General features: G+C 73.0%; 11 protein-coding genes. 6 read left to right on the forward strand and 5 right to left on the reverse strand.

The window, feature by feature from the left end:
* Positions 1-221: 221 nt before the first annotated feature.
* The 5 genes from ABZ883_RS08975 (at position 222) to ABZ883_RS08995 (ending at position 8,350) form a co-directional block, all read left to right on the forward strand.
* Positions 222-4,253: a HAMP domain-containing protein gene (locus ABZ883_RS08975; RefSeq protein ID WP_360903862.1), complete on the forward strand. Its 4,032-nt coding sequence runs from the start codon at positions 222-224 to the stop codon at positions 4,251-4,253.
* 37 nt (positions 4,254-4,290) lie between these two features.
* Entirely contained in the window at positions 4,291-6,690 is a 2,400-nt protein-coding gene (locus tag ABZ883_RS08980) for a SpoIIE family protein phosphatase (RefSeq protein WP_360903865.1), read from the forward strand.
* A gap of 136 nt (positions 6,691-6,826) precedes the next feature.
* Positions 6,827-7,123: a hypothetical protein gene (locus ABZ883_RS08985; protein WP_360904083.1), complete on the forward strand. Its 297-nt coding sequence runs from the start codon at positions 6,827-6,829 to the stop codon at positions 7,121-7,123.
* Between the two features lie 161 nt (positions 7,124-7,284).
* The gene (locus tag ABZ883_RS08990) at positions 7,285-7,800 is read left to right on the forward strand and encodes a hypothetical protein (protein ID WP_360903868.1); all 516 of its coding nucleotides are present in this window, start codon (positions 7,285-7,287) and stop codon (positions 7,798-7,800) included.
* 31 nt (positions 7,801-7,831) lie between these two features.
* On the forward strand, positions 7,832-8,350 hold the full coding sequence (locus tag ABZ883_RS08995) for a hypothetical protein (protein WP_360903871.1): 519 nt from the start codon (positions 7,832-7,834) through the stop codon (positions 8,348-8,350).
* Positions 8,351-8,362: 12 nt separating this feature from the next.
* Here the strand turns inward: ABZ883_RS08995 and ABZ883_RS09000 are convergent, their stop codons facing one another.
* The 4 genes from ABZ883_RS09000 to ABZ883_RS09015 all read right to left on the reverse strand — a co-directional run bounded on the left by ABZ883_RS09000 (position 8,363) and on the right by ABZ883_RS09015 (position 11,092).
* Positions 8,363-8,818, reverse strand: a complete 456-nt coding sequence (locus tag ABZ883_RS09000) for a hypothetical protein (protein ID WP_360903874.1) — start codon at positions 8,816-8,818, stop codon at positions 8,363-8,365.
* Between the two features lie 66 nt (positions 8,819-8,884).
* Positions 8,885-9,106: a ferredoxin gene (locus tag ABZ883_RS09005; protein WP_360903877.1), complete on the reverse strand. Its 222-nt coding sequence runs from the start codon at positions 9,104-9,106 to the stop codon at positions 8,885-8,887.
* 44 nt (positions 9,107-9,150) lie between these two features.
* Complete coding sequence (locus ABZ883_RS09010) at positions 9,151-10,362, reverse strand: cytochrome P450 (RefSeq protein WP_360903880.1); 1,212 nt, start codon at positions 10,360-10,362, stop codon at positions 9,151-9,153.
* Positions 10,363-10,411: 49 nt separating this feature from the next.
* Positions 10,412-11,092 carry a TetR/AcrR family transcriptional regulator gene (locus ABZ883_RS09015; protein WP_360903883.1) on the reverse strand — a complete coding sequence of 227 codons (681 nt, stop codon included), beginning with the start codon at positions 11,090-11,092 and terminating at the stop codon, positions 10,412-10,414.
* Between the two features lie 265 nt (positions 11,093-11,357).
* Between ABZ883_RS09015 and ABZ883_RS09020 the strand changes: the two genes are divergently transcribed.
* Positions 11,358-11,633 carry a hypothetical protein gene (locus ABZ883_RS09020; RefSeq protein ID WP_360903886.1) on the forward strand — a complete coding sequence of 92 codons (276 nt, stop codon included), beginning with the start codon at positions 11,358-11,360 and terminating at the stop codon, positions 11,631-11,633.
* A 29-nt stretch (positions 11,634-11,662) separates the two neighbouring features.
* On the opposite strand, the gene ABZ883_RS09025 is transcribed toward ABZ883_RS09020, so the two are convergent.
* Positions 11,663-12,307, reverse strand: a complete 645-nt coding sequence (locus tag ABZ883_RS09025) for a dihydrofolate reductase family protein (RefSeq protein WP_360903889.1) — start codon at positions 12,305-12,307, stop codon at positions 11,663-11,665.
* Positions 12,308-12,338 lie beyond the last annotated feature (31 nt).

A 12,338-nucleotide genomic window follows, 5' to 3' on the forward strand; every position in this document is an offset into this window, starting at 1 on the left:
ACCGCCGGACGGGGATCGGCGGAGGGCGGCACCGTTTGCCGGTGGCGCCCTCCGCCCCGTCCCCGGGACTGACGTAGCACGCGCGTCCTCCCGGCGGTCTACTGGGAAGTGGCCTTGCCGATCGTCCGCCCCGCACCGACCGGGCGGGGGCGGCGACCCCATGCGCCACTCATGTGCCATACGTGCCATATGCACCCAGCAGGCGACGGGAACGAGGCGGCATGTCGGTGGAGGAGCCGGAACTGCGGCAACTGCTCGCGGGCCTGACGGCGGTGCGCGACGGCGACTTCGGCACCCGTCTGCCCGACGGCGGGGACGGTCTGCTGGCCGAGATCGCCACCGTGTTCAACGGCATGGTCGACCAGCTGACGCTGTTCACCTCCGAGGTGACGCGGGTGGCCCGCGAGGTCGGCACCGAGGGCGTGCTCGGCGGCCAGGCGGACGTGCCCGCCGTGTCCGGGACGTGGGCGGACCTGACGGACTCCGTCAACGCGATGGCGGGCAATCTGACCGCCCAGGTCAGGAACATCGCGCAGGTCACCACCGCGGTCGCCAGGGGCGACCTCTCCCAGAAGATCGACGTCGACGCGCGCGGGGAGATCCTGGAGCTGAAGGAGACCGTCAACACGATGGTCGACCAGCTCTCCTCGTTCGCCGACGAGGTGACGCGGGTGGCCCGGGAGGTCGGCACCGAGGGCAACCTCGGCGGGCAGGCCGACGTCCAGGGCGTCTCGGGCACGTGGCGGGACCTGACGGACTCCGTGAACTTCATGGCGGGCAATCTGACCGCGCAGGTCAGGAATATCGCGCAGGTCGCCACGGCGGTCGCCGGGGGCGACCTGTCCCAGAAGATCAGGGTGGACGCGCGCGGGGAGATCCTGGAGCTGAAGGAGACCGTCAACACGATGGTCGACCAGCTCTCCGCCTTCGCCGACGAGGTGACGCGGGTGGCCCGCGAGGTCGGCACCGAGGGCAACCTCGGCGGCCAGGCCACCGTGCGCGGCGTGTCCGGCACATGGAAGGACCTCACCGACAACGTCAATGTGATGGCCTCCAACCTCACCGGGCAGGTCCGCTCCATTGCCCAGGTGGCCACCGCGGTGGCCCGCGGCGACCTCTCGCAGAAGATCACGGTCGAGGCGAAGGGCGAGGTGGCCGCCCTGGCCGGGGTCATCAACACCATGGTCGGCACCCTCTCGGCGTTCGCCGACGAGGTGACCCGCGTCGCCCGCGAGGTCGGGACCGAGGGACGGCTCGGGGGCCAGGCCCGCGTTCCCGCGGTGGCCGGCACGTGGAAGGACCTGACCGACAACGTCAACTCCATGGCCAACAACCTGACCGGTCAGGTCAGGAACATCGCGCAGGTCACCACCGCGGTCGCCCGGGGCGACCTCTCACGGAAGATCGACGTCGACGCCCGGGGCGAGATCCTGGAGCTGAAGACCACCATCAACACGATGGTCGACCAGCTCTCCGCCTTCGCCGCCGAGGTCACCCGTGTCGCCCGCGAGGTCGGCAGCGAGGGGCGGCTCGGCGGTCAGGCCGAGGTGGAGGGCGTGTCCGGCACCTGGAAGCGCCTGACGGAGAACGTCAACGAGCTCGCGGGCAACCTGACCCGGCAGGTCCGGGCGATCGCCGAGGTCGCCAGCGCGGTCGCCGAGGGCGACCTCACCCGCTCGATCACCGTGGACGCCTCCGGCGAGGTCGCCGAGCTCAAGGACAACATCAACGCCATGGTCGGCTCCCTGCGCGAGAGCACCCGCGCCAACCGCGAGCAGGACTGGCTCAAGACGAACCTGGCGCGCATCTCCGGTCTGCTCCAGGGCCACCGGGAGCTGGACGTGGTGGCGGAGCTCGTCATGGACGAGCTGACCCCCCTTGTCGACGCCCAGTACGGAGCCTTCTACCTGGCCGACGAGAGCGGCGACAGCACCGTCCTGCGGATGGTCGGCTCCTACGGCCGGCCCTCCGGGACCCGGGCGGGGGAGCGTTTCGCGCTCGGCGAGTCCCTGGTCGGACAGGTCGCGCGCAGCCGCCGGACGATCGCCGTCGACGAGGTGCCCGCGGGCTACGTCATCTCCTCCGGGCTGGGGTCGGCGGCCCCCGCCGGACTCATCGTGCTGCCGGTCGTGGTCGAGGACCAGGTGCTCGGCGTCATCGAACTGGCCTCCTTCGCGGCCTTCACCGCTGTGCACCGCGACTTCCTGGAGCAGCTGAGGGAGACCATCGGTGTCAACGTCAGCACCATCCTGGCCAACGCCCGCACCGACGAACTGCTGCAGGAGTCCCAGCGCCTGGCCGGGGAACTGCGGGCCCGCTCCGAGGAACTCCAGGTGCAGCAGGACGAGTTGCAGCGGTCCAACGCCGAACTGGAGGAGAAGGCGACGCTCCTGGCCGCCCAGAACCGCGACATCGAGATCAAGAACCTGGAGATCGAGCAGGCCCGCCAGGAACTGGAGACCCGGGCCCGCGAACTGGACCTCGCCTCGACCTACAAGTCGGAGTTCCTGGCCAACATGAGCCACGAACTGCGCACACCGCTCAACAGCCTCCTCGTCCTCGCCCAGTTGCTCGCGCAGAACGCGACCCGGAACCTCACGCCCAAGCAGGTCGAGTACGCCGGCATCATCCACTCGGCCGGATCGGACCTGCTGGAGCTGATCAACGACATCCTCGACCTGTCCAAGATCGAGGCCGGGAAGATGGACGTCAACGTCGAACCGATCCCGCTGCGGCGGATCGTGGAGTACATCGAGGCGACGTTCCGGCCGATGACCACGGAGAAGGGGCTCACGTTCGACGTCGCCGCCGGGCCCGGCGTCCCGGACGAGCTCCGCACCGACGAGGCCCGGCTCCGGCAGGTGCTGCGCAACCTGCTCTCCAACGCGGTGAAGTTCACCGAGGAGGGTCAGGTGGGGCTGCGCGTCGAAACGGTCGCGGCCGGTGAACTGCCGTCCGGCGTCGAGGCGGAGGACGGGGCCATCGCGTTCCGTGTCACCGACACCGGGATCGGCATCGCCGAGCGGCAGCTGGAGACGATCTTCGGTGCCTTCCAGCAGGCCGACGGCACGACCAGCCGCAAGTACGGCGGCACGGGCCTCGGGCTGTCCATCAGCCGGGAGATCGCCCACCTGCTGGGCGGCGCGGTCACGGCCCGGAGCAGTCTCGGCAGCGGCAGCACCTTCACCCTCTACCTGCCCTTCGCGCGTGTGCCGCGCACCGCACAGGAGCCCGCGCCGGAGCCGGCCCTCGGCCGCGCCGCCGCGATGGAGCCCTGCGGCGGCGACGGCGCGACCGAGGACCCGGCCACGGCATCGGAGCCGGCCGGCGACGCGGCCCCCGGGGCGGCGGCGCCACGACGTGAACGCCGCCTGCTGGTGGTCGAACCGCGGCCCCGCGGACTGCTGTCGCTGGTCGCCGAGAGCGCCCTCGCCGACCTGGTGACCGGCCCCGGCGCGCCGCCTCCGGAGGAGACCGTCGACATCGTCACCGCCGTGGGCGCGCCGGAGGCGGCCGCGGTGCTCTCCGCCGAACCCGCCGAATCCGCCGAATCCGCAGGGCCCGTCGAGTGCGTGGTGCTCGACCTCGGACTGCCGCAGGGCGAGGCCGCACGCATCGTCCGGGAACTGCGCCAGGACCCCGCGCTCGCGTCCGTCCCCGTCCTGGCCTACCGCGGCGGCTCCGGCGACGCCGAGGCGGACGCGGTCCTGCGGGCGCAGGCCCGCGCACAGCGCGTGGAACTCCTCACCGGCCTCGACGAACTGCGCGCACGCATCGCCGCGCACCTGTCGCCCCGCAGGCCCGCGGACGCCCCGCCCACGCCCCCGCCGCGGCAGGCCCCGCGGCCCGCGGCGGACGACGAGCCCGCGGCGCCGTCCCTGGCCGGGCGCACCGTGCTGGTGGTGGACGACGACGCGCGCAACATGTTCGCCATCACCGGCATCCTGGAACTGCGGGGCATCCGGGTGCTGCGCGCGGACAACGGCCGCAGCGGCATCGAGACCCTGATCGCGCACCCCGAGGTCGACCTCGTCCTGATGGACGTGATGATGCCGGAGATGGACGGCTACGCCGCGACCGCGGAGATCCGCGCGATGCCCGAGTACGCCGGGCTGCCCATCATCGCCGTCACCGCCAAGGCGATGCCCGGCGACCGCGAGAAGAACCTGGCCGTCGGCGCGAGCGACTACGTCACCAAACCCTTCGACGCCGACGACCTGCTCTCCCGCGTGCGCTACTGGCTGGCCCCATGAAACGACCCGCACCGACCGCCGGGGAACCTCCGCCGCCGTGACCGCCTCCGACCGCCCGGGACCGGCCCGGCCGGACCCGGAACCCCCTCGCCCGGACGCGACGCCCTCCGCGGCCGCCGCCGGACGGCTCGCCGCCACCGTGGAGAGCCTGCGGCGGCAACTCCAGGAGGCCCAGGCCGTGGCGGACGGCCGCGCCCTGATCGAACTGGCCAAGGGCGTACTGGTGGCACGGCTGGGCTGCGGCCCCGCCGAGGCGGACCGGCAACTGACCCGGCTCGCCGCCGCCGCGGGCGTCCCCCGCCTGGAACTGGCGGCGGACGTGGTCAACGACGCGGCGCACGACCGCATCAGCGACGCCGCCGGCGCCGTCGGCGAGGTCGTGGCGCACGGGCCCGCGGCGGCTCCGGCGGACGCCGCCGGCTCCCCTCCCGGGGTGCGCCTGCGCACCGCGGAGAGCGGCGTTCTGGCCGCCACGGACACGCAGACCGTCGCGTCGTCACTGCTGGAGCACGCCTTGGCCCCGCTGGGCGCCTGCGCCGTCGCGATCTGGGCGGCCGGACCCGACGGCTCCCTCACCCTGGCCGGTCACGCCGGGTACACCGAGCCCGAGGCGCGGCGCTGGCGCTACGTGCCGCCCACGGTGGCGACCGTCGCCCGGCGCGCCCTGGAGGGGCGCGCGCCGCTCGCCTTCCACGCTGTTCCGGCCCCGGAGGAGGACGTCCCCTCGATGCGGCCGGAGTGCGGCGCCGGCGGTCGCATCGCGGTGCCCGCGGGCGAGGGCGGGCGCGTCGACGTGGTCCTGGAGATCTGCTGGCCGGAGGAGCCGCCCCCGCTGTCCCCGGCGGTCCTGCGGCAGATCGACGCGCTGGCCGGACTGTGCGCGCACACCCTGGCCCCCGTCCCCGGGGCGCCGGGCCCACTGCCGGTCGACGAGCTGATCGACATCTGCGACGCACTCCACGACCCCGCGGTGGTGCTCACACCGCTCACCGGCGGCGACGGGAACGTGACGGACTTCCGCATCAGCCACACCAACGCGAGCTTCGTGGACCCCGCCGGACGCCCCCGCGGCGCCGTCAGCGGAGCCACCCTCCTGGAGGCCTACCCCTCGGGCGCGGGCGACGGCCACGTCTTCGACGCGGCCGTGCGCGTGCTGGCCACCGGCGAACCCTTCCGTGCCCGGCACATGGTCCTGAGCTCGCTCATCGAGCACGTCGAGCTGACCGTCGTGGCCGAGGTCGGCATCAGCCGGCACGGCGCGCACCTGCTGCTGATCTGGCGTCCGGAGGACGAGACGGCCCGGCTGGACGACCTCCTGCAGCACGCCCAGCGGCTCGGCGGGCTGAGCGGCTTCGAGGAGAACGTCCGCACCGGCGCGATCACGTGGAACAGCGAACTGTTCGCCCTGTACGGCAAGAACGAGCACTCCGCCCCGGTGCCGCTGGAGGACCTGCGTCTGCACGCCCATGCCGACGACTCCGCGGCGATCGGCCGCTTCCTGCGCACGGTCTCGCGCCACCACCGGCCCGCCTCCGTCGCCTTCCGGCTGCGGCGCCCCGACGGCGTCACCCGGCACATCCGCGTCGTCGCCGAACCCGTGCTGGACACCGACGGCCGGCTGTTCGCCGTACGCGGTGCCTACCAGGACGTCTCCTCCCAGCACTGGACGGAGGTGGCGCTCGCCGCGACACAGGACCGGCTCGCCCACTCCGAGGAGCAGGCCGCCGAAAGCGACCGGCTCGCCCTGCAGTTGCAGCACGCCATCATGCCGCCCACCCGCGGACCGCTGGACGCCCCCGGCCTGGAGGTGGCCGTGCGGTACCGGCCCGCGGAGACGGAGTCCCTGGTCGGTGGGGACTGGTACGACGCGGTCGTGCTGCCGTCCGGGCACGTCCTGCTGTGCGTCGGCGACGTGGCGGGTCACGGGATCGAGGCCGCGACGAGCATGGTCGTCCTGCGCAACGCCCTGCGCGGGCTCGCCGTCACCGGTGCCGGCCCCGGGCAACTGCTGTCCTGGCTCAATGTCGTGGCGTACCACCTGACGGACCGTGTGACGGCGACCGTCGTCTGCGGCCTGTACATCCCCGCCACGCGCTCGCTGCGCTGGGCGAGGGCCGGCCACCTCCCCCCTGCCCTGCTCCGGGGCGAGGAGGCGATCACGCTGCCGCCGGGGCAGGGCATTCTGCTCGGCGCCGTTCCCGAGACCGCGTACGAGGAACAGGAGACCCGCCTGCGGCCCGGGGACACGCTGCTGATGTACACCGACGGCCTGGTCGAGCGCCGGGACAGCTCCGTGACCGACTCGGTCGCCCACCTCCTGGCGACCGCCCGCGACGCCGCCGCCTCCTCGCTGGAGCAGCGCCTCGACCGGCTCCTCGCTGGCAGCCGCTCCGACACCGACGACGACACCTGTGTCATCGGCATCCGTGTGATCTGACGCACCGTCCGGCGGGCACCGTCGACCGGGATGCCGTGTCGGACATAACGGCATGAACGCGGACGAGTTAAGGTCGCCGCCGAATCGCGGTCCGCCACCCGGCCGGCGGACGCCACCGAGGAACCAGGAGTCCATGATGGCCAGCCCGCACCACCCCCACGACCACCACGAGCACGTCCACGGCGAGAACTGCGGCCACGTCGGTTTCCGGCACGACGACCACACCGACTACGCCCACGACGGGCACGTGCACCGCGCCCACGAGGACCACGTCGACGAGTGCGACAAGAACGCCCACGTCACCCACGGGGAGCACGCCCACCAGCACGGCGAGGACTGCGGCCACGTCGCGGTACGGCACGGCGACCACACGGACTTCGTGCACGACGGCCACCGCCACGCGGCCCACGAGGGGCACTGGGACGACCACTGACCGTTCCCGGGAAGGTCAATTGACGCACCGTCACCGGCCGGTGGCACCGGGGTCCCCGGGACAGCCACCCGGCCGGTGCCGGTCATGATCGGCGCAGGGTGTACAAAGGGCGGCGCCGCCCGAGCCGGGCGGCCCCGTCACACAGAGGACACGCGACACCCGTGCACAGCCGTCTCCGACCGGGCGCCACCGCTGTGGCAGCCGTCATCCTGGCCGCCCTCCTGGGCGCGTGCGCCGGTTCCCCCTCGGGCTCCGGCACATCTGCCGCCTCCTCCGGCCCGGTGGCCGCGAAGGGCGCCCCCCGGGGTTCGGACGACACCGTCACCGGAGTGCTCGACACCTACCGCCACGACCCCCGGAAGACGGTGCCCGCCACGCGGCCCCGCATGGTCGACGCGTGCACCGACCGCACGCGCAAGGTGCGGCACACCTCGTCCAGCGGCTCCGGCAAGCGCCGGACCACCCGGACCTGGTACACCACCGAGCACGAGCGCGACTGCCACAAGGTCCCGCGCGGCACCGAGACATACCCCCGCGTCGTGCACGCCGAGCGGTGGTGCGTACGCCTCGACGACGTCTGGTACCGCGTCGACGCCGCCACCTACGACACCGCCACCCGCACCGAGAAGGGCGACCGGCTCACCGTCAGCCCGCTCGGGACCGGCTGCACGGGCTGACGGGTCGTCCGGGCACCGCTAGCCTGCCCGGATGTCCCGCCCGCTGCTCTTCCTCGACATCGACGGACCGCTGATCCCCTTCGGCTCCCCGGCCGGCCACCCTGTCTTCCCCGCGGTTCCCGCGTTCCCGGGGGAGGACGCGAACCCGCTGCTGGACCGGATCGATCCCGCCCTCGGTCCGAAACTGCTGGCACTGCCCTGCGAGCCGGTCCGGGCGACCTCCTGGAGGGCCGAGGACGCCAACACCTCCGTGGCCCCCCGCCTCGGCCTGCCGGCCCTGCCCTCGGTGACCTGGCCGGAGCCGTCCGCCGACGACGCGCGCGACGAACGGGCGGGGCTGCACTGGAAGACCCGCACCCTCCTGCGCCGGGCGGCCGGACGGCCCTTCGCCTGGGCAGACGACGAGATCACCGGCGCCGACCGCGACTGGGTCGCCGCCCAGGGCGCGCACGCCCTGCTCCACCGCGTCGACCCCAAGCGGGGCCTGACGGAACGGGACTTCACGGTGCTGGCGCCATGGCTGGCGGGAGCGGACCGGCCCCCCACGTGACCGCCGCCCACCTCAGGCCGGCACAGGCCCCCGCCCGACCGCGGCCAGCAGTTCGAACGGCAGCTCCTTGTCCGCCTGGCCCACGGCGAGCGCGAGCCAGCGGTCACGATCCCGGACCGGCCACGCTGCTTGCAGGCTGACGAACTGCTGGCTGAGGGAGAACAGCGGCTCGGGCACTTCCTCGCCGTCGATACCGGCCTTGAGATACGGCCACAGGTCGATCTCCACCGGAGCGCCCCAACGCGGCGCGAGCGCGGCGATCAGCGCGTCCAGGCGGGCCCGCCCATCCGCTTCGGCCTCCCGCCACGCCTGCCCGTCGTCGTCCCAGAAGTCCCGGCTGTTCCACAGAACGCACACCCGGTGGTGCGGGCCGCCGTAGCCGTTCGCGTCGTCGGCCTCCGTCTCCGGGAACAGACCTGCGAGCAGCTCATCGATCAGGGAGAGGTAGTCCCCGAGGGTGGCGGTCATGAGCGCAGGTTAAGGGGTCGCGCGGACACCGCCCCCGGCGGTGCGCGCGTCGGCCGCGGCGGAGCGCTACTCCTCGGGTGCGACGACCTCGCCCGTGCCCGCGTCCCGAATCATGATCGCCTCGACGGGGCAGGACTCGGCCGCGTCGACGAGGACGTCCGCCGGTTCGGTCTGCGGATGCCGGGGGTGCGAGACGCCGTCCCGGACCTCGAAGTGCTCGGGGGCGATGCCGGCGCAGGCGCCGGTGCCCATGCAGGTGTGCTCGTCCACGCTGATCTGCCAGGTCATGGTCGTGTCCTCGGTTGCCGGGTGGTGCGGGTGGGGGTGGGGGATCAGGGGCCGTCCCAGGTGACGGGCAGGTACTCCGGGCCGCGCAGTGCGACGCCCGACTTCCACACGACGGACTCCTCCCGGTCCGCGAACCGCAGACCGGGCAGCCGCGCCAGCAGGGAGGCGAGGGCCACCTGGAGCTCCATGCGGGCCAGTTGGGCACCGAGGCAGTGGTGCGGTCCGTGCCCGAAGCCGACGTGCGTGGCCTCCTCGCGCCGCAGGTCGAGCCGGTCCGGGTCGGTGTACACCGACGCGTCGCGATTGGCGGACACGGCGGCGACCACGACCGCCTCCCCGGCGCGCACCGTGCCGCAGCTCAACTCGACGTCCTCCGTCGCATAGCGCGGCATCCCGGCGCCGTTGCCCAGGGGGACGAAGCGCATCAGCTCCTCGACCGCCTGCGGTACCAGCCCCGGGTCGGCGCGCAGCGCCTCCAGTTGCCGGGGGTGGGTGAGGAGGGTGTAGACGAAGTTGGGGATCTGCGTGGCCGTCGTCTCGTGGCCCGCGACGAGCAGCGCGATGGCGAGGACCACCAGTTCCTGCTCCGAGAGCCGTTCCTCCTCGTCGCGGGCGGCGACGAGCGAGCTGAGCAAGTCGTCCCCGGGCGCGGAGCCGTCCCGCCGCCGGGCGATCAGGCCGGCCATGTACTCCATGAGCTGACGCGTGCATTCCTCGACCTGCTCGGGGGTGAACTTCGTGGTGGACAGCAGGGCGTCCGACCACCTGCGGAACGCGGTGCGGTCCTCGTACGGCACACCCAGCAGCTCGCAGATGACGGTGACCGGCAGCGGCAGCGCGAAGTCCTCCACGAGGTCGGCAGGTGCGCCCTTGGCGACCATCGCGTCGAGCAGGCCGGCGGCGATCTGCTCGGTGCGGGGCCGCAGCCGCTCGACGTGGCGTGCGGTGAACGCCTTCGCCACGACCCGGCGCACCCTGGTGTGCTCGGGCGGGTCGAGTTCCAGGATGTTGCCGGGCAGACCCCGGCCGGGCCGCAGCCGCGGCTCGTCGCGGCGGGCGGCCTCGGCCCGGCTGAATCGCGGGTCGCCCAGGACGGTCCTGACGTCCTCGTACCGCGTGACGAGCCAGGCGGGCTCGCCGTACGGGAAGCGGACCCGGCACATCGGCTCGTTGTCGCGCAGCTCGGCGAACATCGGGTCCACGGTCAGCCGGTCGGCCGCGGTGAAGGGATAGGTCCTCGGTTCGGTGACGGCCATGGCAACTCCTGCGCTGAGGGGGTGGGGGATGCGGGCGCTGCGGGAGCCCTCACGGCGGCAGCGCGGGGCCGAGCAGATGGCAGAGGTCGTCAGCGAGCAGGTCCAACGGGTCGGCGGTACCCACCGGCAGACCTCCCGCGATCCATGTGGTCAGGAACGAACCCGTCTGGAGCGCGGCCATCAGCGCCCGCTGCCGGGCCTCCTCGCGGGACACGCCCCGCCAGCGCGCGGTGTCGTGGGTCAGCAGGTCCACGTACCGTTCGTGCGCGGCCACGTAGCGTTCCCGGACGCTTCCGTCGTCACCGGCGGCCGACGGCGTGGCGGCGAAGAGCACCCGGATCGTGGGCGCCAGCGCGCGCCAGTCCGCCGCCGCGCGGTCCAGCCACGCGCGGACGGCGGCACGCGTCCACTCGGGGACGGCGGCGAGGTCGGCGTACAGGCGGTCGGCGACCGCGTACACCCGGTCGGACAGGGCCGCGATGATCGCCGCCTTGCCGCCGAAGTGCGCGTAGACCGTGGCCCGGGTGACACCGCTCGCCGCCGCGATGTCCTCCATCGTGGCGTGCACGAACGACGTCGTGGTGAAGACGGTGACCGCCCCGTCCAGCACCCGGTTGCGGGTCAGATCCCGCTGCTGCTCGCGCAGGCTCACCCGCGGACCGCGACCGGCCGGACGCGGCGCGTCCAGGGCGGTCGGGGAACGGTCGGCGGCCTGCTTGCGACGCTCCATGGGACCAGCGTACAAAATGCCGCAAATCTTGACATATTGTGCAGCGCTGATCGGGGAGCGGGGACGGGGGTCCCGTCGGCCCGCTCCGGCCGCGTCACTCCCCGGACTCGATGGTGGGCCGCCGCAACTGCACCTCGGCCCCGGACTGCTTGAACGACTCCAGCGAAAAAGCCGATCACCCGGGCGTCAGAGCAGCGTCAACAGACGCGGGGGAACCGCGGGGACCCCCTAACGTGGGGCTGTTCGGCGAGACGGAGGATGCCTGATGCGCGGATTCGCGGGCGCGACGCTGGTGGCCGTTCTGGCTGCCCTGACGCTCCTGGGCCTTGGCTTGTGCCTGGTGGTGATACCCGGCCGCACGACACGCTTTCTCAACGAGGCCTTCGTCGTCGTTCCGGTGGTGGATGGCAGGCACCACCGGCTGAAGCGTGCGGGCGCGCTCGTTATCGGGTCCCTCATGGTCCTGTGGGGCTTCCGCTTCGCCCACAATGTGCTGCTGAGCAGCGGAATCCTCTGGAGCCACGTGAGCACGAGCACCTGAACAACCTCACCGGGCACTGCACCGGCGGCTCAGGCGTCGCGGTTCGTGCCGCGGTCGGGGGCGGTCATGTCGCCCGTCGCGGGGGTGCCGGCGGCGAGCCCGTAGCGGAGGTGGACGGTGCCCTTCGGGCTGGTCGCCGGGGGTTCCAGGAGCGTGAGGTTCGTGGGGACCGTGCCGCCGTCGAAGACTTTCTTGCCGACGCCGAGCACGATCGGGTGCACCCAGAGGTCGAGACGGTCGAAGAGCTTCTCGCGCAGGAGGGTCTGCACCAGGTTGAGGCTGCCGACGACCTTCACGTTCCGGTGCCGGTCGCGGATCGCGTGCACCGCGGCGGCGAGATCGGGGCCGAGGTGCGTGGACCCGGCCCACGAGAGGTCGGGCCTGCCGCGGGACGCGACGTACTTCGGGACGCTGTTGAACAGCGAGGCGATGTCGCCGTCCTGGCCGTCCTTCTGGTGCGGCCAGTAGGCGGCGAAGATGTCGTACGTCCGCCGGCCGAGCAGGAGGGCGTCCGTGCCCTCGTAGGCGGCGGCGATCTGCGCCCCGGCGACCTCGTCCATCAGGGGCGCCTGCCAGCCGCCGAACGGGAACCCCACCGGGTCCTCGTCGGGACCGCCGGGCGCCTGCCCGACGAGGTCGAGGGTCGCGAACAGTTCGATGTGGACGAGGCCCATGCCGTGCTCCTGTTGCGTCGGTTGTCCCGTT

The organism is Streptomyces sp. NPDC046977, from assembly GCF_040644455.1.
GTDB lineage: Bacteria > Actinomycetota > Actinomycetes > Streptomycetales > Streptomycetaceae > Actinacidiphila.